Source organism: Rhodococcus sp. 06-156-4, from assembly GCF_002259345.1.
GTDB lineage: Bacteria > Actinomycetota > Actinomycetes > Mycobacteriales > Mycobacteriaceae > Rhodococcoides > Rhodococcoides fascians_E.
Genome location: NZ_NPGB01000031.1, coordinates 256,268 through 274,971 on the forward strand (window position 1 = coordinate 256,268; position 18,704 = coordinate 274,971).

Annotated in this window: 22 protein-coding genes; 7 read left to right on the forward strand and 15 right to left on the reverse strand. The window is 64.7% G+C overall.

Annotation, left to right across the window (positions count from 1 at the left end; all coding sequences use genetic code 11):
• Positions 1–18: 18 nt before the first annotated feature.
• Together CH290_RS23715 and CH290_RS23720 are read left to right on the forward strand one after the other, a co-directional pair.
• The gene (locus tag CH290_RS23715) at positions 19–615 is read left to right on the forward strand and encodes a TetR/AcrR family transcriptional regulator (protein WP_020112317.1); all 597 of its coding nucleotides are present in this window, start codon (positions 19–21) and stop codon (positions 613–615) included.
• The gene (locus CH290_RS23720) at positions 612–959 is read left to right on the forward strand and encodes a DoxX family protein (protein ID WP_033189380.1); all 348 of its coding nucleotides are present in this window, start codon (positions 612–614) and stop codon (positions 957–959) included. Before CH290_RS23715 ends, CH290_RS23720 begins: the two co-directional genes overlap by 4 nt.
• 82 nt (positions 960–1,041) lie before the next feature.
• Here the strand turns inward: CH290_RS23720 and rraA are convergent, their stop codons facing one another.
• The 3 genes from rraA to CH290_RS23735 all read right to left on the reverse strand — a co-directional run bounded on the left by rraA (position 1,042) and on the right by CH290_RS23735 (position 2,496).
• Complete coding sequence (rraA, locus tag CH290_RS23725; protein WP_230620998.1) at positions 1,042–1,518, reverse strand: ribonuclease E activity regulator RraA; 477 nt, start codon at positions 1,516–1,518, stop codon at positions 1,042–1,044.
• A 146-nt stretch (positions 1,519–1,664) separates the two neighbouring features.
• A complete protein-coding gene (locus CH290_RS23730) occupies positions 1,665–2,036 on the reverse strand; it encodes a DUF5313 family protein (RefSeq protein ID WP_033189378.1) in 372 nt (123 codons plus the stop codon).
• 10 nt (positions 2,037–2,046) lie between these two features.
• Positions 2,047–2,496: a hypothetical protein gene (locus CH290_RS23735; protein ID WP_230620997.1), complete on the reverse strand. Its 450-nt coding sequence runs from the start codon at positions 2,494–2,496 to the stop codon at positions 2,047–2,049.
• 69 nt (positions 2,497–2,565) lie between these two features.
• Between CH290_RS23735 and CH290_RS30800 the strand changes: the two genes are divergently transcribed.
• The 4 genes from CH290_RS30800 to CH290_RS23755 all read left to right on the forward strand — a co-directional run bounded on the left by CH290_RS30800 (position 2,566) and on the right by CH290_RS23755 (position 4,920).
• On the forward strand, positions 2,566–3,333 hold the full coding sequence (locus CH290_RS30800) for a DUF8017 domain-containing protein (protein WP_230620996.1): 768 nt from the start codon (positions 2,566–2,568) through the stop codon (positions 3,331–3,333).
• A 15-nt stretch (positions 3,334–3,348) separates the two neighbouring features.
• Positions 3,349–3,690, forward strand: a complete 342-nt coding sequence (locus tag CH290_RS30805; protein ID WP_230620995.1) for a hypothetical protein — start codon at positions 3,349–3,351, stop codon at positions 3,688–3,690.
• Positions 3,691–3,760: 70 nt separating this feature from the next.
• Positions 3,761–4,558 carry a hypothetical protein gene (locus tag CH290_RS23750; RefSeq protein ID WP_230620994.1) on the forward strand — a complete coding sequence of 266 codons (798 nt, stop codon included), beginning with the start codon at positions 3,761–3,763 and terminating at the stop codon, positions 4,556–4,558.
• Positions 4,555–4,920 (forward strand): hypothetical protein, encoded by a 366-nt coding sequence (locus CH290_RS23755; RefSeq protein WP_019667054.1) that lies wholly within the window; start codon positions 4,555–4,557, stop codon positions 4,918–4,920. The genes CH290_RS23750 and CH290_RS23755 overlap by 4 nt, the downstream gene beginning before the upstream one ends.
• 66 nt (positions 4,921–4,986) lie before the next feature.
• On the opposite strand, the gene CH290_RS23760 is transcribed toward CH290_RS23755, so the two are convergent.
• On the reverse strand, positions 4,987–5,736 hold the full coding sequence (locus CH290_RS23760) for a MerR family transcriptional regulator (RefSeq protein WP_019667055.1): 750 nt from the start codon (positions 5,734–5,736) through the stop codon (positions 4,987–4,989).
• 59 nt (positions 5,737–5,795) lie between these two features.
• On the reverse strand, positions 5,796–7,013 hold the full coding sequence (locus CH290_RS23765; RefSeq protein ID WP_033189376.1) for a lipase family protein: 1,218 nt from the start codon (positions 7,011–7,013) through the stop codon (positions 5,796–5,798).
• A 179-nt stretch (positions 7,014–7,192) separates the two neighbouring features.
• Between CH290_RS23765 and CH290_RS23770 the strand changes: the two genes are divergently transcribed.
• Entirely contained in the window at positions 7,193–8,746 is a 1,554-nt protein-coding gene (locus CH290_RS23770) for a succinic semialdehyde dehydrogenase (RefSeq protein ID WP_019667057.1), read from the forward strand.
• A gap of 143 nt (positions 8,747–8,889) precedes the next feature.
• Here the strand turns inward: CH290_RS23770 and CH290_RS23775 are convergent, their stop codons facing one another.
• The 10 genes from CH290_RS23775 to CH290_RS23820 form a co-directional block, all read right to left on the reverse strand.
• Positions 8,890–10,848, reverse strand: coding sequence for an MDR family MFS transporter (locus CH290_RS23775; protein WP_019667058.1), 1,959 nt, complete (start codon positions 10,846–10,848; stop codon positions 8,890–8,892).
• A gap of 4 nt (positions 10,849–10,852) precedes the next feature.
• A complete protein-coding gene (locus CH290_RS23780; RefSeq protein WP_019667059.1) occupies positions 10,853–11,326 on the reverse strand; it encodes a MarR family winged helix-turn-helix transcriptional regulator in 474 nt (157 codons plus the stop codon).
• Positions 11,327–11,472: 146 nt separating this feature from the next.
• Entirely contained in the window at positions 11,473–12,525 is a 1,053-nt protein-coding gene (locus CH290_RS23785) for an ABC transporter ATP-binding protein (RefSeq protein ID WP_020112319.1), read from the reverse strand.
• Complete coding sequence (locus CH290_RS23790) at positions 12,525–14,141, reverse strand: ABC transporter permease (protein ID WP_033189375.1); 1,617 nt, start codon at positions 14,139–14,141, stop codon at positions 12,525–12,527. The genes CH290_RS23785 and CH290_RS23790 overlap by 1 nt, the downstream gene beginning before the upstream one ends.
• Before the next feature lie 7 nt (positions 14,142–14,148).
• Positions 14,149–15,150: an ABC transporter substrate-binding protein gene (locus CH290_RS23795; RefSeq protein WP_033189374.1), complete on the reverse strand. Its 1,002-nt coding sequence runs from the start codon at positions 15,148–15,150 to the stop codon at positions 14,149–14,151.
• 124 nt (positions 15,151–15,274) lie between these two features.
• Entirely contained in the window at positions 15,275–16,207 is a 933-nt protein-coding gene (locus CH290_RS23800; protein ID WP_033189373.1) for a CopD family protein, read from the reverse strand.
• A gap of 24 nt (positions 16,208–16,231) precedes the next feature.
• Positions 16,232–16,750, reverse strand: coding sequence for a copper resistance CopC family protein (locus CH290_RS23805; protein WP_033189372.1), 519 nt, complete (start codon positions 16,748–16,750; stop codon positions 16,232–16,234).
• Positions 16,747–17,418 carry a YcnI family copper-binding membrane protein gene (locus CH290_RS23810; RefSeq protein WP_033189371.1) on the reverse strand — a complete coding sequence of 224 codons (672 nt, stop codon included), beginning with the start codon at positions 17,416–17,418 and terminating at the stop codon, positions 16,747–16,749. The genes CH290_RS23805 and CH290_RS23810 overlap by 4 nt, the downstream gene beginning before the upstream one ends.
• Before the next feature lie 48 nt (positions 17,419–17,466).
• Positions 17,467–17,988, reverse strand: coding sequence for a hypothetical protein (locus tag CH290_RS23815; RefSeq protein ID WP_033189370.1), 522 nt, complete (start codon positions 17,986–17,988; stop codon positions 17,467–17,469).
• A gap of 13 nt (positions 17,989–18,001) precedes the next feature.
• Positions 18,002–18,652, reverse strand: a complete 651-nt coding sequence (locus tag CH290_RS23820; RefSeq protein WP_033189369.1) for a DUF6474 family protein — start codon at positions 18,650–18,652, stop codon at positions 18,002–18,004.
• Between the last annotated feature and the right edge of the window lie 52 nt (positions 18,653–18,704).

The window sequence follows — 18,704 nt, forward strand, 5'->3', positions numbered from 1 at the left end:
CGGTCTACTCTACTGAACATGTTCACTGAACGTGTTCAGTCACGGAATCATCAGAAGGAAGCGACACGTCAGAGGGTTCTGACCGCGGCGGACGCGCTGTTTCGGGAGATCGGTTTCGACGCAACCACCATCCGGTCCATCGCCGCATCCGCGCAGGTCAGTGTCGGCACCGTGATGGCCGTCGGCGACAAGAACGCCATTCTGGTCGCTGTCTACGACGAATGGATTGCCGACGTCCACCGACAACGCAGCGTCGCCGGACGGGCCGATGTCTCTGCTCAGGACAATGCTCCCGCCGAGGTGCTGGGGCTGTTCCTGCCGTTCCTGGAACACTTCGCGCGCGACACCGCCCTCTCTCGGGTGTACGCGTCGATCATCGTCGGAGGGCGCGTCGACTCAGAAATCTTCAGATCGTTGGGCCTCGCTCTGACCGACGAAATCGAGCAGACGCTTCGGCGTGCGGGTCACGATTCCACCCGTGCAGTCCAGGGCGCCCAGGTCATCTATTTCGCGTACCTCGGAATGCTTATGTCCGTCGGAGTAGGCGACGACCTGAATCGACTCAAGGGAGTCATCGACTTCGTGACCAACCAATCCGATGGGGGAGAAAGATGATCGACTACTGGTGGCTCACAGCGCTTCTCGCGATGGTACTGCTGATCGACGCGCTGATGTCCATACGACCGCCGATGTTCATCGTGAAATGCCTCGACGGGGTCGGGTTTCCGCGTGACTGGTGGTGGACGCTGATAGTAGTCAAGCTCGCCGCAGCCGCCGGCCTCGCCGTCGGACTCGCACACCCCGGTGTCGCGTCGGCCGCGAACGCCGGAGTGATCGTCTATTTCCTCTGTGCAGCCTACGCACACTACCGCGCACGGTTCATGAAACAAGAGTTCTGGATCAATTGCCTTGGCATGCTGGGGTTCTCGATCGTCGTTCTGGTTCTGTCCAACGTATGACCGATCCGAAGCGGAATCCACCCACCTGTTGTGCGTTCCGAGGGCTGACGGACGCACAACAGGAGGGTGAATGTTCGGCAAATTACACGACGACCACGCCGTCGGAGTCGCTGTAGACGATCTCGCCCGGATTGAACGTGACACCGCCGATTTCGATCGGAACGTTCTTCTCCCCGGAGCCCGTCTGGGTGCTCTTGCGGGGATTGGTGCCGAGTGCCTTCACACCGATGTCGAGAGTCCGCAGAATCGCCGAGTCCCGGATGGCACCGTTGACGATGACCCCGGCCCAGCCGTTGGAGACTCCCTTGCCTGCGATGATGTCGCCGACGAGCGCGGTGTGAACGCTCGCATCGCCATCCACCACCAGGACTCCACCGTTACCCGGCTCACCGAGAGTCTGCTTGACGAGCAGGTTGTCCTGGAAGCACTTGATCGTCGTGATCGGTCCGGCGAACTCGGTGTTCTTGCCGAACTGAATGAATTGTGCATCGCAGCTGCGGATTTCAGGCCCGATCTCGTCGGCCAGGTCAGCAGTTGCCTTGAATTCGACGGAAGTCATACCGGACAGCATAAGTGCGTCGTTCCTGCAGGCTCCACTCCTGCCCATCGGAGTCGTTCCTGCGGGCTCCACTCCTGCCCATCGGAGTCGTTCCTGCGGGCTCCACTCCTGCCCATCGGAGTCGTTCCTGCGGGCTCCACTCCTGCCTAGTCCAGCCTTCCGTGACGCCTCTCGTAGTCGTCCCGGGTGCGATCCAACTTCGCCTGGGTGCTGGCACCCAGCAGCTGCGGATCCAGGTCGTGCACCAGCAGCCGGTGGCGTCGGTACACGTTCATGAGCGCGATCGCGAAGTAGACCAGCGGAATGAACAGCAGCGCCATCATCGCCAACCCGATCCACAACGGTCCGGGAACCAACAGGAACAGGCACAGGAATGGGATCACCGGCAGCGTGAAGCGGATCAGGTAGCGAGCCTGGGCACCGTGACCGACCAGATCCTCGCGAACCCAATCCTGCATCGACGGCGGCAGCACTCGGCCGAACTGGTAGCCCAGGTACTGCCAGAAGTTCGGTTTCACGTCACGGACCTTACGCTCCGATTTCCTTCAGAACGACCGCACCGATCGACAGCGCGACGACGTCCTCCACCAGCGCGGCGGCGACAGGCGGAACCCGCTTCGACGCCCATGCGCGGTATGCGTGGCCGGCGTAGGAACCGGCGACGGCCGACACGCCCCCGACTACGGCCGCCGGGATCGGATCGTCGCCCGAGCGTCGGGCGATCGCGTAGGCCGCCCCGGCGCCGGCCACGATACGGCCACCCAGGGGCGCCGGATCGAGACGTGACGGCGTCGACGGCAACTTGTCCCCGACGAGCTCTCCCGCCGTGGCAACGGCTGATCCACCGATCGCCCAACGCTCGTACTTCGACCCTCGGAACCAGGTCAGCAGCCCGACGCTGATTCCCACGGAACTGCGAAACCCACTTGCCTTACCGACAGCGGCGGACAGAACGGCCGAGCGAATCGTCAGGTTCATGTCCACGAGTATCCACCCAGGGTTGTCGCTCCGGCGTGTTAGCGTGTGCCGACTTCGGGGGGAGTGAACATGGGGCTGAAGAAGCAGCTGCTGCGCACGGCGCTGGTTCTGGCGTTGCTGTATGCCGCTGTCGCGCTGCTGCCCAGATTGGGGCCGCAGGCACCGGGCAGGTTCGAAGGCGTCGCGGCACCGCCTACCTCCCGTCCTTCGTCGACGGCGGCACCGGCACCTACCGCGACCCTGCCACCGGGCTTCCCGTCGATGGAATTCGCGCCGCCGGAAATCGAGGTGCCCGAGGGTGACCCGATCCCCATCGACACCAAATACGGACTCAGCTACACAGTGCCGGGGGATTGGAGGAATGCCTCAGGTGGAGTAGCGGGCTGGGAGGGAACACGAGGGTCGGTTACATACGGCGCGATCGCAATGTACGGGTACGACTACTGTCCGGAACATCGAGACGGGGCGCGGAAAGCTGTTTCAGGAATGACGGGCCGCAACGGTGTCGACGTTCCCACAGCAGCCTTCGAGGCAAGCCGCCAGGCCGAGATCATCTTTCGGGATGCTCCCGATGACGCCGTGACATTCGACTACTCGGAGCCGATCCAATTCGACATTGGTGGAGCTCCCGCCGTCAGATACTCGGTGAAAGCATCGAATCTCGCCCAGGATTTCGATTGCGATCCAACGGAAGCAACATTCGACGTGGTTGCGACGGAGGGTTATTCGAATGCGACCGTCGCTGTATTCATGATTCAAACCGACCAGCAGATCGACGAGTCCTTGCCGCCGGATGTCGTAGACCGGATTGTGTCGACGCTCCGCCGAACCGAATAAGACAGGTGCCTGGACATGAGCGAAACATTTTTCGCGGACCCAAGGCAGGTCGCCGGGCTCGGCCGGCTTACGGCCGAGATCGGACAGCAGACGCTGACGTCCTATCGGTATTTCAATGACCACGGACAATTGACAGGGGTCGACAACGGGGAATTGTTCGGTTCGTTGGCCGTCACATTCGATGCTCTCCGCGATGTGTGGCGTGATCGGCATGTCCATTTGGCAACGAACTGCGCCGGATTGGGTGACAAACTCAATACCGCGGCCTGGCTTTACGCGGATCAGGAAAAGGAGAACTACGAGGCGCTCAACGCACACACGGACCTGGTACCGGTGCCGTACCCGGACCCCGGGTGACGCAGATCGACCGGCGCGGGGGAATGCCGAACCTTACAGCGACTGTGCACATTACGGGTCTCCGGAGGGTATGGATTATCCGGCTCCCGCACACTTCCCCGACGACGTAGCCGACGTCATCGCCGATGCAGCAGGGTGGCTGGGGGACCTCGATTACGCGATCGAGGAGCTGATCGGGCACAGTCCGCTTCGCGAACTCATCGATCCGATAGGCGGAAACTGGAACGATCTGAGACGTCTCGGTGCGGCATACCGGATTGCAGGGGAGGCTATGTCCGCCGGCGGTGATTCTCTCGCCGAAGGGACTTCGCGCGTCGACGAGTTCTGGGACGGGTTGGCTGCCGTCGCGTACAAAGACTACGCCGCACGGCAGATCGCAGCGATGCGCTGGGAGGGTTCGTGCGGTCGCGTCATCGAAGCTGTCGCGGACAGAGCCGCCGACGAAATTCGCAAGTCGGTGTTCACACTCGTGACTACGATGAGAGAACGTCTCGAAGCGCAAGTCGATGTGTCCAGCCCCGCCAAGGTTGCCGAGTTCTTGTCGAAAAAGGTATCGCCGCTGGGGAGCCTTTACCAGATATACAAGATCGCCGACATCTTGTACTCGGGATACACCCTCGCCGAGAAGCTGCTCGATGACATTCGGATGGTCACCGACGCGTTCAACGAATTCCTTTCGCTCGTTGCCAGTCCCAGCGGCTACTTGAACGAGCAGTTCCAGCAGAAACTCGAACCGATCACCAAGGGAATCCACAACGCTCGACTGGTGAAGGACGTGTACGACACCGCGTCCGCCGAGCCCGTCTACAACGTTCCGAAGGATTCTTTCTCGGTCGGAACAGGTAGACAACCATGGGAAGACGCATGAACGCACCGGACGACCCGATCCTGCGCCGCGCGGTACAGAAGATGACCGATGCCTTCGACCGTATGGCACAGACGCGGGCCGTGGTCGAACGGACCCCGCTCTCGTCCATCGACGAACCGCGAAACGTCGACAGTGCTCTGATGTTCGCCATCGCGTCGCTGGCGAGTGCGTCACCCGAACTGAGGGCGTACGCCGGGCGCGTAGCGGCTGGAGAGTGCTCATGGGACGAGATCGAAACCCTGTCCAGGCCTGTACCGCCCGAAATCGGCGAGCTGAAACGAGACCCAGCGCTGATTTGGTTCCCGGCCAAGCAGACTCCACCACCGGACGACGAAGAGCCCTACAGGATTCCGTGGCAATGACCGGCGATCTACCCCCCGATTGTGCGTTTCCGAGGCTCGAGAACGCACAACTGGGGGGTAAATTGCCTACTTGCCCGCAGCATTCGCGACGATGGCGTCGCGAATGTACTGCGCAAGCCCGGGCGTGATGTCGTCGTAGTGCTTGGTGAAGCGCTCGTCGGCGATGTACATCTCGCCGATACAGACCTGCATGTCGTATCCGCAGTCGTAGAAATTCTCGATGCCGGCGCGGTGACGTTCGGCCAAAGCCGCCGCCTGTGGTGAGTCGGTAGCCACTCCCGAGGCCAACGCCGTAGCGAAATCTGCTTCCAGCGCATCGGTTTCGGACTTGATGCGCTTCCAGTCGTCCTTCGTGAACGACGCCGTACGCGCCTGGGACTGCTTCCACTCGTCGGTCTGGCCCCAACGCTGTTCTGCCTCATCGGCGTACTGTTCGCCGGTCCAGTTCTCCCCGAACACTTCGCGTTGCTCTTCGGGACTCAACTGAATTCCCATCTTCTTTGCCTCCATCATCTTGTCCACGGCCGCAGCCATCTGATGCAAGCGATCGATCCGTGCGTCGAGTAGCTCCCGCTGACGCTGCAGATGCGCCATCGCGTCGACCGACGGGTCGTCCAGCAGGGCGGCGATGTCGTCCAGCGCGAAACCGAGTTCGCGGTAGGTCAACACCTGATGCAACCGTTCGACGTCTACTGCCGAATAACTGCGGTAGCCCTTCGCCGTGCGTCCGGACGGCACCACCAGCGAAATCTCGTCGTAGTGGTGCAACGTCCGCACGCTGATTCCGACGAGGCGGGCCACTTCGCCCACCAACATCGTTTCCGAATCGCTCACAGAGGACACTGTGCAGCCTCCCGTGGCGTGAGGGTCAAGAGTTACCGGACCACTCTCTCGCATCCTCCGGTGGGAACGCCGGCCAGACGCTGAGAAAGCCACTCGAACGCGCCCGGCCTACCGCCGCCCTCGGCCACCGTGTGGTCTCCGGGGATCTCTTCCAGATGGACCGACGCACCGGCCGCACACCACTGATCCTGGACGGCCTCGGCGCCTTCCTTCGGGATCAGGAAGTCCTGCAGGCCCTGGTAGATGTAGATCGGTGCCTCGGGCGCGATCTGACCCATCCGGTTCTCCTCGACCACCGCGCGGGTGATCGGATGGTTGAACACGTCGGGCACGTTGGACAGGTTCTGCTGGTCGAACAGTGCGAGTCCGCTGTAGGACAAGACGTCCACACACTGATCCTTCTGCACCAGAGCGAGCCGCTTACCGTTGTCGTTGGCCAGCGACCGCATCTCCGGGTACTCGCGGCTCAGACCGATTGTCGCGGCGGTGAACAGCCCGGAGCCGATACCGCCGTTCAGCGAACGCTGCAGGATCTTGTAGTCGGTAGGAGGCCCGCCGAAGGCCACTCCGACGATGTTCAACTCGGGCGCATACGACGGCGCCAACTGCGCCGCCCATCCCGACGCGATCGCACCGCCCGAGTATCCGGTGATTGCGACGGGGGCGTCCGGTGCGATGCCGACTGCCCGGGACGCTCGCAGCCCGTCGAGCACGGTGTGACCGGAGACCAGACCGGCGGAGTAGGCCTGGCGGGGACCTTGATAGTCGGTGACGACGACGGCATACCCGCGAGCCAGCAACTCCTGCATCCGGTCGAGTTCCTTGTTGGTGCCGCGCGGCAGCGTCGACGACGGCGCACACGCGTTGCCCAGGGAATCCGTTGCCTCGTTGTAGGCGACGACGGGCCTGGGGCCTCCGCCGGTCCACGGCGCGTCGGGAACCAGGATCGTCGTCGCGGCCGCAATGGGATTGTTCTTCGAGTCCGTCGAACGGAACAGCAACTGCGTCGAGGTAGCGCCGGGTTGTACCGCAACACTTCTCGTGTTCAGAACGGTCCCGGGTTCACTGCTCTCGAAACCCGCCGGAGGGGTGAACCAGGGGTCACCCAACGGAGTGGGTAGGTAGGCGTCGGGATTGGCGGGAGGGGCGACGAGGTCACCCACTGGATCTGCCTGCGCCGACGGTGCCATCGCGAGCGCTACAGCTGCTGCGCAGGCGACGACGAGTCCCCTGCGTGTGGTCGTTCTCATGAGATTGCCCCACCCTGCTTCGTCTCCAGTGCGCCCCGACGCCTAGGAAAGACCACCGCCCATGGTGCCACACGTCGACGGGTGCCGACCAGGGCAGCGGAATCGGCACTGTGATCCCAGCCACCGACGATGTAGGTTATGTGTAACTCCAAGAACTACTCACCAGTAGGGGTACCGAAATGCCAGCTCCGAGCGCTGCGACCTTCTCGCGGCTCGCCGACTTGATCGCCATTCCCGACGCCGACGCGCGGCCGACGAAATCCATCACGGAGGTGTTCACCGGCAAGGAGCTCGCGACCATTCCCGTCGGGACCGCCGAGGACGTCGTCGGTGCCATCGCTCGTGCTCGGGTCGCGCAGAAGGCATGGGCCAAGCGCCCGGTGTCCGAGCGCGCCGAGATCTTCCACCGGTACCGCGACCTGGTGCTCGCTCATCGCGAGGAACTGATGGACATGGCGCAGGCGGAGACCGGCAAGTCCCGCGCCGCCGCGCAGGAAGAAGTGCTCGACATCGCGATGACGTCGCGTCACTACGCTCGCACCGCAGCCAAGCTGCTGTCACCCAAGCGGGTGGCCGGCATGCTCCCCGTGCTGACGAAGACGACGGTGCGGTACCAGCCCAAGGGCGTCGTCGGGGTCATCTCGCCGTGGAACTACCCGATGACTCTCGCGGTGTCCGACGCCATCGCCGCGCTGCTCGCCGGCAACGGAGTGGTGCTCAAGCCGGATTCGCAGACTCCGTACTGTGCGCTGGCCGTCGTAGAACTCCTCTACAAAGCAGGTCTGCCGCGTGATCTGTTCGCCGTGGTGCCCGGCCCCGGCTCGGTCGTCGGCACCGCCATCGTCGAGAACACCGAATACCTCATGTTCACCGGTTCCACCGCAACGGGCCAGCTCCTCGCCGAGCAGGCCGGGCGTCGGCTCATCGGTTTCTCGGCCGAGCTCGGCGGCAAGAACGCGATGATCGTCGCGCGCGGGGCGAACCTCAGGGAAGTGTCCGACGCCGCCGTGCGCGCGTGCTTCTCCAACTCGGGCCAGCTGTGCATTTCCATCGAGCGCATCTACGTCGAACAGTCCATCGCCGACGAGTTCACCGCGAAATTCGGTCAGCGGGTGCGGGACATGACCCTCGGTGCGGACTACGAGTTCGGCATCGAAATGGGCAGCCTCATCTCCGAGGACCAAGTCAAGACCGTCTCCGCGCACGTAGACGACGCAAAGGTCAAGGGCGCCAAGGTCATCGCGGGAGGAAACGCACGCCCCGACATCGGCCCGCTCTTCTACGAGCCGACAGTCCTGACGAACGTGCCCGCCGACGCCGAGTGCGCCGCGAGCGAGACCTTCGGGCCGCTCGTGTCGATCTACCCGGTGGCCGACGTCGACGAAGCCATCGCGAAGGCCAACGACACCGAATACGGACTCAACGCCAGCGTCTGGGCGAAGACGAAGGCTCAGGGCGAAGCCATTGCAGCTCAGCTGCATTCGGGAACGGTCAACGTCGACGAAGGGTACGCACCCGCTTGGGGCACCACCGGCGCACCGATGGGCGGAATGGGCGTCTCGGGAATGGGCCGACGCCACGGACCCGACGGCCTGCTCAAGTACACCGAATCGCAGACCATCGCCACGACGCGTCTGCTCAACCTCGGCGGCCCCCGCGGATTGCCTCCGAAGTTGTGGGCGAAGATCATGCCTCCCTTCGTGAAGGCACTGAAGTACCTTCCGGGGCGGTAGCCCGGCCCTCTTCGCGCACCGAACGTACCGTTCGGTCACTCCAAGTGACCGAACGTCACGTTCGGTCCGGAAAGGCGGGGAGTGCTCCGACACCGAAAGAGCCCGCACACCGGGGGGTGTGCGGGCTCTTTCGTGTTGTCGAACTAGTTGACGCTGTGGCCGTTCAGTCCGGAGTTGACGTAGTGCTGATGAGGATCAGGGACGTGTGCGTCGCCGAGTACTCGGGCGATTTGATCTTCGCTGAGTCCGAGGCGACGGAGTCGCTCGCAGACGGCGTCGAAGTCGAGCATTTTCGCGTCGAGTTCCTGCTGCAGTGCGACGACTTCGGCGCGGATGGCCTCGGCTTCGTCGAGTGCTTCGAGGGTGTCCTTGGGTTCGGGGAGCAGGAGGTTCAGCAGTCGATCACGTGCATCGGTGCTGAGGCCCTCGAACGGTGCCGAACCTGCTGGTGCTTCGTGGCGCCCGGTTCCGTCGAGCTCTGCTGCGACGTACTCGCGGGTGTCACCGAAGGACGGGACCTCGATGGTCTCTTCGCCTTCGACAGGTGCCTGGGCGAAGTCGATCGTCTTACGCAGCGGGCGGTTCGGGATCATGATGACCGCGAGCAGCGTGACGATGGCGACGAATCCGGCGATCATGAAGATCCGTCCGGTGGCATCGCCGTAGGCGGTGCGGACGACGGCGAGGATCGGTGCGGGCAGCGAGCTCAGGTCGAGTGATCCTCCGCCTGCGCTTCCGGAGCTGTCCACGCCCAGCTGGGCGAGGCCGGCTGCGGACTTCTCGGCGACGCGGGTCGCGAGGAGCGATCCGAGAACCGAGACGCCGATCGCGCCACCGAAGGTGCGGAAGAACGCGACGGTCGACGACGCTGCGCCGATGTTGTGGACGCTGACCGTGTTCTGGACTGCCAGAACGAGGTTCTGCATCAGCATGCCGGTTCCGAGTCCGACGATGGTGATGAAGACGCCGACGGTCCACAGGCTGGTTGCGTGGTCGATGGTTCCGAGAAGCAGGAATCCGATGACCAGCAGTACCGATCCGGTGACGATGAACGGCTTCCACTTTCCGAACTTGGTGATGAGCTGGCCGGATCCGACGGAGGCGACGAGCATGCCGAACACCAGTGGGATGGAAAGCAGTCCGGCTTCGGTGGGGGTGTAGCCGCGTGCGGTCTGGAAGTACTGGCCGAGGAAGGTGGTGGCGCCGAACAGGCCGACACCGACTGCGATGGAGGCGATGATGGCGAGGCCGGTGGTGCGCTCGGTGACGATCTTCAGCGGGATGATCGGCGACTTGGCCTTGGCTTCGACGATGACGGTCAGGACGAGCAGCAGAACTCCGCCGCCGACGAGGTAGGCGGTCTCACGGGAGATCCATGCGTAGTAGTCCGCCTTGCCTGCGAACGAAACCCAGACCAGCAGGACCGAGACGCCCGCGGTGAGCAGGAGCGCGCCGAGCCAGTCGATGGAGACGTTCTCCTTGCGTTCGGTCTTGATGTGGAGCGTCTTCTGGAGCAGTCCGAGGGCGATGACGGCCAGCGGAACGCAGACGAAGAAGCACCAGCGCCAGCCGAGGGGGCTGTCGACGATCACGCCGCCGAGGATCGGTCCGCCGGACATGGACACAGCCATGACAGCGCCGGTGTAACCGGAGTAACGGCCGCGGTCACGCGGGGAGACGATGGTGCCGATGATGGCGATGACGAGTGCCGTCAGACCACCCATGCCGATGCCCTGGATGACACGGGCGACGAGCAGCAGTGGCACGTTGTGTGCAAAGCCTGCGATGAGCGAACCAGCGACGAAGATGACGATCGCGCTCTGGACCAGGACCTTCTTGTTGAACAGGTCGGCGAGCTTGCCCCAGATGGGCGTCGATGCTGCGTTGGCGAGCAGAGCGGTGGTGATGACCCAGGAATATGCGGTCTGCGAACCCTGTAGGTCACCGATGATGGTGGGCAGTGCCGTCGAGACGATGGTGGTGCTCAGCAGCGCGGTGAACAGCGCGGCGAGCAGTCCGGTGAGGGCCTCGAGGATCTGCCGGTGGGACATGGCGTCGGGATCGGCCTGTTGAATATTGGGCGGAGCTTCGGTGGTTGACATTGTTCTATCTCGCAATCAGTTTCAAGTGCGCTGTGTCCTGCGCGTCTTCGTTGAATGTGTTGTTGAGTTTCTGAATCGAATCGAGGGCGGCCAGCGCCTCCGTTTCGCTCCAGTCGCTCAACATCTCGCGCAGTCGATTCGCGCGACGGTCCCAGATGACCTTGAGCTTCTCGCCGCCGTCGGACGAGACACGCACGCGTGATGCGCGTTTGTCGTCGGGATCGGGCGTTCGGTCGATGTATCCGAGATCCACCAGGTCTGCGATCTGCCGGCTGAGGGCGGACTGGCTGACGCAGAGCCTGTTGGCGAGGTCGGTCTGTCTGCATTCACCCTCCGTCGCGAGGATGGCCAGAACTCCGGTCAGTGCCTGCGGCAGGGGTGACTCCTCATCTCCGGTGGTCACGGCCCGCTTCAGCGCACGACCGAAGAGAAATACCTCTTCGACCAACGCTTCCGCGGTGGTAGTTCTTACTGCCATGAGGGCTCCAACGGTTCGAGTCAATTACTTGCTGTCCGCAACCATATAGATAAATAGATGAGGTAAACAACTATTTTACCTATCTCGTGGGTCACACCGACGGCGAGAACGGACAATCCGATCGACACCGCGTGCGACGGTAGGGACTACCCCGAAGTTGGCGTGAACATTCCGCGCTCGATGGTCATGATGACGCCGTCGCCCACTGCGGGGCGCGGACCGCGCACCGAGCAGCGGAAGTCGACCCCGTGCGAGTCGACGACGACGTCGCTTGCCTCTCGGCCGAACAGAGACGACGTGATCACGCCTGCGCCACAGTCGTGAGGTGAACCTGGACCGAGGGCGATGTCCGACGGCATGACGGTCAACGTCCCACGGCCCTGCCTAGCGCCTTCGACGACGTCGAGCACTATTTCCAGCGGGTGATCGTCGGCGTGGAATCTGCCGCCGTCGACGACGCCGGTGATGATGTTGGCGTCGGACAGGAACCGTGCGACGAACGCCGAGGATGGCTGCTGCACCAGTTCCTCCGGGGTGCCGATCTGCGCGATCGAACCACCGTCGAGCACCGCGACACGGTCGGCCAGCGCCAAGGCTTCGTTCCGGTCGTGCGTGACATGGATGACGGTCAGTCCGGCGGCGCGCGTCAGCGAGCGAAGTTCCAGTCTGAGTCGGTCGCGCAGAGGCTCGTCGAGCGCGGAGAGCGCCTCGTCCAGCAACAGTGCCCGCGGCGTCCTCGCCAGAGCCCGCGCCAAGGCAACTCGCTGCCGTTGACCTCCGGACAACGTCGAAGGATCCCTCGATTCGAGACCGGGTAGGCCGACGAGTTCGAGGACTTCGCTCACACGCCGCTTGCGATCCGAGCGCGACATCCCGGCGAGCTCCAACGGGTAGGAGACGTTCTTCCCGACGGTGCGGTGCGGCCACAGAGCGTGCTGCTGGAACACCATGCCCAGTCCGCGATGCTCGGGTGCGATCGGGCGACGCCCACCTGCGACGACGTCGCCGCCGATGGTGATGGTGCCCGACGTCGGCGTCAGAAATCCCGCGACCGTGCGCAGCAGGGTCGTCTTACCGGAGCCGGACGGACCGACCAAGGCGAGGAATTCGCCGTCGGCGATGCGGAGGTCGATGCCGCGCAGACCGACGGCGCCACCGGGATATTCGAGGTCGACGGCATCGAGGGAGATGGCGGACATCAGGCATTCTTCTTTCGGTCGGAGACACCCGCGACGAGGCCGAGTCCGGCGATCCCGACCAGGGCGACGAGAAGGGACAGGGCCGATGCCGCGTTGTAGTCGCCCGCCTGCTGCAGGTTGAAGATCGACACTCCGAGGGTCTGCGTGCCGGGGGCGACGAGGAGAACCGACATGGTGAGCTCGCGCACCGCCGTCAAGCCCACCAGAACGGCACCGGAGGTGGCAGCGGGAATCGTCATCTTCCACGAGACGTCGTACAAGGCTCGTGCGGGTGAGGCGCCGGAGGAGCGGGCGACCTCTTCGAGTTGGAGCGGCGTCGAGAGCAGCGGCGCTCGGACGGCCTGCACGACGATCGCGAGGAACGCCATGACGTAAGCGCACAGGATCACCCAGCGGGTGTCGAACAGGCCGGTCCAACGTCCGACGATCAGCCATCCGACTGCGATGACCAGGCCCGGTATGGCCTGCGGGAGCATCGCGACGAGGTCGAGGCCGGTATTGTCCCGTGAGCGGGTGCGCGTCGTGACGACACCCAGAGTCAGGCCGACCACTCCGCAGATCACCGCGGCGCCGATCGCCAGCATCAGCGAATTCTGGATACCGACAACCGTTCCAGGGGCAGTGACGGCTGCGACGATGGAATCGAGAGTGAGGTTGGCCCACGTCAGGGGAACGCCGGGCGCGGGCAGCAATGCCTGGGTGGCGAGCGCGAAGATCGGCAGGGCCGTGATACTTAGTGCGAGAAGCCAGGTGGCGACGCCCACCGCCGACCGGCTGCGCCCCAGCGCGAGCCGAGTCGGGGGAGTGACCGGTCCGTCGAGAGCTGCACTGCCGCGGCTGAGTCCTCGGTCCACCGCAACCGCGACCACTGCCAGCAGCAACAGGACGATGCCGATGGCCGAGACCACCTCCAACGGCTGTGCGACGGTTCCCGATTGGATGAACCGATACACCATCGTCGACAACGTCACGTATCGGTCCGGCAGTCCGACGAGGGCGGGAATCCCGAAATCCGCCAGATTCGAGACCGCAACCAACGTGAACGACGCGACCGCGGCCGGCCGAAGCAACGGCAATGTCACGTACGTCAGTGCGCGCAGCGGGCGTGCCCCGGACATCCGCGCAGCCTCTTCGAGGTCACCGGGAATGCGGCGCAGTGCTGCTGCGACGATCAAGTACGCAATGGGATAGGAGTGGATGGTCAGGAGGAAGACCACGCCGTCTCCGCCGTAGACGTTCCACAGTGGTCCGCCGAACCGTTCGGCCCAGAACTTGTTGATCATCCCGCTCGGCCCGAGCAGGCCGGTCCACGCGATCGCCCCGACGAACGGCGGAATCAGCAACGGCGACAGCAGGACGAGCCGCAGCACCGAGCGACCGGGAAGATCCGTCCGGTCGAGCAGCAGGGCCATCGCGACGGCGATCACCACGGCGAACAATGCCGACAGTCCCGCCGACACGACGCTGTTCACGGCGGCGTCGACGATCCCGCCGTCGATCAGTTCACGAACATGGTTGCCGCCCAGCCCGATCGATACCACGGCAGCAATGGGCGCCAGGATCGACACCGACACCACGACCCACAGGAGCAGTCTGAGGGACACCAGACCACTCACATAGGGGTTACCCGACAAGTTCGTTGAACCTCTCGACCGCCTCGGGCTGAGATGCCGTGATCTCGGCGAGATCGGGGTTCAGCAGGTTCAGATCGTCGAGAGCCGGTGCGCCGTCGGGGGTTCCGACGTCACCGCGCACGGGAAGGTACTGTTGCTCGACCGCGAGTTCCTGGCCTTGCTTGCTGACGAGGAAGTCGACGTACTTCTTCGCCGCGTCCTGATTCTTCGAATCGGCGAAGATGCCCGCAGGCTGGGAGATGTACGGAACACCGTCCGTCGGGTACTCGAGCGCGATGGGCGAACCCTTCTCCGCCAGTTCGCGAACCAGATAGTCGACGACGATCCCGATCGGCTGAGTGCCGGCCGCAACGGACTGCCCGACGGGACCGTTGCTCTCGGCGACGATCGGTTCGTTCGCGGCCAGGCCTTCGAGCCACGGCTGACCGAGCGACTCCTCGTTCAACCACACCGCCGTGTTGAATGCCGCCGCACCGGAGACATCCGGATTGGGAAGAGTGATCTGCCCCTTGTACTTCGGGTCGGCGAGTTGCTGCCACGACGTCGGTGGCTCCGACACGGCACCCGTGTTGTAGGCGATCACCGTGGGGATGATGCGGGTTCCGACGTAATATCCGTCCGGATCGACGATTTCCTGGTTCAACGCGGACACGTCCGCGGGGGTGTACTGGAGCAGCAGGTTCTCGTCCTTGTACCCCTCGAACGTCGGTGCGTCCGCAGCCAGGAGCACATCCGCGCCGATCGAACCCGTCTCACGCTCGGAAGCGATACGCGCATTGAGATCTCCGGTGCCGGCGCGGTAGACCTGCACCTCGATGTCCGGATTCGTGGCAGTGAACTCCGCGTTGAGTGCGTCGATCTTCGCCTGCGGTTCGGAGGTGTACACCGTGAGGGTCCCGCCGCTGGACTCCGTGCTGTCGACAGTCGGGTCGGCTGGCTCGGAGCACGCGGACAGCGCAGCTATCGAGGCAATCGAAACGAGGACGCCCACGACCGGGCGGCGAAAAGGTATCACGTGACAAGCTCCTGACGAACGACGAAGCTGACATCGTGACCGTCCCGAACGACGCGAGTCGGTCGCCGCGGGAAACGCGAAGTGGACGGGGCGTGAAGGACTACGCCGTCGTTGCCAGAGCCGCAGCCAAACCGAACGCCACAGCAAGCACGCAGACGTGGAGAGCAGCACGCACGGTCGACTCGTCGGCTTTCGTGCGATGCGCGGCCACCGACACCAGCCAGGTCGCGCGCAACCGTCGGGCAAGCACCACGAGGACGACGAGAAGAACGGTCTTGCCGAGGACGATACGGCCGTATCCGGTGTCGAACAGGGCAGGCAGACCACCGAGTTTCACAGCAGCGTTGACGGTTCCGCTCACGGCGAGAGTCCACACCGACCACCACGCCAGGCGCGAATACACGGGCAACACTGCGGCCCAGGCGCCCCGGGCACGCAAGGTCAGGGCCATCGCGGCCAGAACGCCGATCCACACCGACGCCGCCACGGTGTGCACGGACACGAACAACGCGCCGAGGACCTGCTGCGACATGTGCCCGGTGACGGGACGCGCCACGAGCGCGACGACGGCGAGGACGACGACGGGTACCGGGGACAGATCGCGCCGACGCCGCTGCGTCGGCGCCGAAGGTGGCGCCGTCCGATACGCGAACAGCGAATACGCCACTGCCGCGGCGGTACAGAGGATCGTCACCACACCCAACTGCCCGACGGTGATGTCGGTCAGGAACGTCGCGAAGTTCGACACCGACAATCTTGCGATACCGCCCCCGAACGACTCGGTTGCTGCCGTCGCCAGCAGTGCCGTTTCCACCGCGGTCCACGTCCCGCCGACGACGACGGCGGTACGCCACACCGAAGGCTTCGATCGATCCGGAAACAGGTCCGTACGCAGCAGCGCGAGTCCGAGCATCGTCGCGCCGAGGCAGTCCGCGACGACGCGGAGCACCGACGACGGGTCGGGGCCGTCGGGGTGGGCGAGCAACCATGCCAGCCCCACCCCGACGATGCCCGCCGCCCCCGCGGCGAGCACCCACCACCGGCGGAACGCGTTCAGCTACTTGTCCTTCGGCTTGCGCAACGCGTAGGCGAGTCCGCCTGCGAAGACGAGGACACCCGCGACGAGGAAGATCCAGACGGGAATTCCCCCGCCGCTGCCGTCGTCGGACTCACCCTCCGCGGCGGCGGATGCGGCCGCGCCCGGCGTGCCGGATCCTTCCGCGGTCAACGTGAATCCCAGTGTCCCACTGATGGGGTGACCGTCGGCCGACGTCACGCGATAGGCGATCGTGTACTCGCCGACCGGTCCGAGTTCGCCGACGTCGACGACGATGCTCTGTCCTTCGATGCGCGGGTCGCCCTTGGACCACAGGTTGCCGTCGGGTCCGACGACGTTCAAGGTCGCGAACTGCGACTGCGGAACCTCGTTGAACGAGATCGACACCTGCGCCGGGCCGGACGCGATCTCGGATCCGTCGGCCGGGTTCGATCCGGTGACCACCGAGTGGGCGGATGCCGTGGGTGCGCCGATCAGCAGTGCCGAGATCGCGAGCACCGCGACGATCAGTTTCCTCATGACCGGCGTCCTCGCACAGTCGCGCCGATGCCGAGTGCGGCACCGAGAGCTCCGAGTACCAAGGCTCCGCCGGCGAGCCACCGGGCGGTCGTGTCGGAATCGGAACTCTGTGCTGTCTCCGTCGAATCCGACGCCGCGGCGGAATCGACGGAGTGACCGCCGTGTCCGTCGGAACCGGCGGCTGCGAGTGTCAGCGACGGCGCCGGGTACTCGGGCTCGCTACCGTCGGCGGCCGGTTCCTCGGTCCACTCGACGACCTCGCCGTCGTTGTAGGTCTGAACGGCCGGGAAGCTGACGGTGTCTTCCTCGGGCAGAGGACCCGCGGACAGCAGGAACTGCTGGAATTGGCCGGGAAGCACCTCGGCGCCCGGGCCCGCGGTCCACGTGACCGCGGTGGCGCGGCCCTCGGCGTTCTTGTCCACTACCGAGGTCCACCCCGGAATGGGCTGAGTGCGTGCGGAATTGAGGCCCGGTAGTTCGACCCGGACCGACGACGTCGCGGCGGTGTCGGATTCGGTGGGGACGCGGAAGGTCAGGACGGCGTAGCCGCCCTGCGCGGCGTCGGGCGCGGCGACCGTCACGTGTGCGGAGGCTGCACCCGCTCCGACGACGAGGGCGAGTGACGCGGTGCCTGCGATGATCGAGGCACGACGAACGAAGCTGTTCATGGCATGGGTACTTTCTCGAAAGACGATGTGGCAGAGATGATCGGAGAGTCACGCCGGCGTCGGCGGGCCACGTCTCGAGATGGATGTCGTGAACTCGAATGGTGCACGGGGAAGTGGGCTCGCGATCTCGACGGCGAGCCCGGGTGGAACGGCGAGGCGTTGCGGCGGGTCCAGTACCGATCGGACGACGGCGGTGATGGGCCCGTACAGCCGCTCGGCTGCGCACACCAACACCGCAGCCAGCGCCGATGCGGCAACGTGGAATGCAGTCATGGCCGGGCTCGGCAGAATGGTATGGCCGTGCATCATCGCGTGCGGGTCTCCGACGACCAGGGCGACGTGCGACGCGAACTGGCCGAGCACCATCCCCGCGAGAAGCAGGGGCACGGTCGCGCGGCCGGACCGCGGCACAGCGGACACGGCGCCGATCCCGAGGCCCACGATCAGTACCAGCACAGCCGCGGAGCCCGACGGATACCCGCCGTCGGCCCACCCGTGCGCTGCCACGGACAGCGACACCGTCGTCGCGCCGACAGCTCCGCCGCGAAGCGAAGCAGCGGGCGACCTCATGGAACCGGAGGTACTACCGAACGCCGAGACGAGCCAGAAGGTCGGCTTCGATGCCGTCCAGCTCGGCCGAGATGGCGTTGTGCGCAGCCTTGCGACGTGCGGGAGGCATCTGTTCCGACGTCCGCACCGCGGTACCCAGATCCGTGAGGCGCTGGGAGATCGCGTCGGAGAACTTGCGGGTCTCGGCGTCGGAGCTGTTGGCCGTGACCTGGGCAAGCGACTTCTCCGAGCCGGCGATACGTGCGCTCAGCTTCGCGCCGTAGCCGCTGTACTCGCTCAGCTCGGCGGGGTTGACGCCCAGCTTGCCTGCCTTGCGCTCGTCCAGACGGTTCCGCAGAACCGCAGCACTGCGGTAGACGATGGGGGTCAGAACGGGGATCAACACCCGTGCAATCGAGATGTACTTGCGCACCTGAGCCGCGTTGAACGACCCCTGCAGCGCCGCCTTCTGCTGCGCCTGAAGAGTCCTGATCTGCGCCTTCTCGACGTTCTTCTGCGACTTGGCCTCGACCGCGCTCAGCTTGTTCTGTGCCTTCGCGATGGACTTCAGTTGCTTGCGCTCGTTCTTCGCTCCGAGCTTGGCCTCGAGTGTTGCCTTGTGCTTGAGCGCCTTGGCCTCGGCCTTACGAGTGGCACGACCCTTGCGCTTGCGGAACAACCCCATCGACAAGGCCCCTAACGTCAGCTTCGGTACGGTTCGGGCGCGGTATTCGCGC

Coding starts and splice junctions, on each gene's coding strand:
- CH290_RS23805 (WP_033189372.1), bottom strand. CDS start 16,750: ATGAGGAAACTGATCGTCGCGGTGCTCGCGATCTCGGCACTGCTGATC.
- CH290_RS23810 (WP_033189371.1), bottom strand. CDS start 17,418: ATGAACAGCTTCGTTCGTCGTGCCTCGATCATCGCAGGCACCGCGTCA.
- CH290_RS23760 (WP_019667055.1), bottom strand. CDS start 5,736: ATGTTGGTGGGCGAAGTGGCCCGCCTCGTCGGAATCAGCGTGCGGACG.
- CH290_RS23775 (WP_019667058.1), bottom strand. CDS start 10,848: ATGTCAACCACCGAAGCTCCGCCCAATATTCAACAGGCCGATCCCGAC.
- CH290_RS23750 (WP_230620994.1), top strand. CDS start 3,761: ATGGATTATCCGGCTCCCGCACACTTCCCCGACGACGTAGCCGACGTC.
- CH290_RS23715 (WP_020112317.1), top strand. CDS start 19: ATGTTCACTGAACGTGTTCAGTCACGGAATCATCAGAAGGAAGCGACA.
- CH290_RS30805 (WP_230620995.1), top strand. CDS start 3,349: ATGAGCGAAACATTTTTCGCGGACCCAAGGCAGGTCGCCGGGCTCGGC.
- CH290_RS23765 (WP_033189376.1), bottom strand. CDS start 7,013: ATGAGAACGACCACACGCAGGGGACTCGTCGTCGCCTGCGCAGCAGCT.
- CH290_RS23820 (WP_033189369.1), bottom strand. CDS start 18,652: ATGGGGTTGTTCCGCAAGCGCAAGGGTCGTGCCACTCGTAAGGCCGAG.
- CH290_RS30800 (WP_230620996.1), top strand. CDS start 2,566: ATGGGGCTGAAGAAGCAGCTGCTGCGCACGGCGCTGGTTCTGGCGTTG.
- CH290_RS23785 (WP_020112319.1), bottom strand. CDS start 12,525: ATGTCCGCCATCTCCCTCGATGCCGTCGACCTCGAATATCCCGGTGGC.
- CH290_RS23720 (WP_033189380.1), top strand. CDS start 612: ATGATCGACTACTGGTGGCTCACAGCGCTTCTCGCGATGGTACTGCTG.
- CH290_RS23770 (WP_019667057.1), top strand. CDS start 7,193: ATGCCAGCTCCGAGCGCTGCGACCTTCTCGCGGCTCGCCGACTTGATC.
- rraA (WP_230620998.1), bottom strand. CDS start 1,518: ATGACTTCCGTCGAATTCAAGGCAACTGCTGACCTGGCCGACGAGATC.
- CH290_RS23780 (WP_019667059.1), bottom strand. CDS start 11,326: ATGGCAGTAAGAACTACCACCGCGGAAGCGTTGGTCGAAGAGGTATTT.
- CH290_RS23735 (WP_230620997.1), bottom strand. CDS start 2,496: ATGAACCTGACGATTCGCTCGGCCGTTCTGTCCGCCGCTGTCGGTAAG.
- CH290_RS23815 (WP_033189370.1), bottom strand. CDS start 17,988: ATGAGGTCGCCCGCTGCTTCGCTTCGCGGCGGAGCTGTCGGCGCGACG.
- CH290_RS23755 (WP_019667054.1), top strand. CDS start 4,555: ATGAACGCACCGGACGACCCGATCCTGCGCCGCGCGGTACAGAAGATG.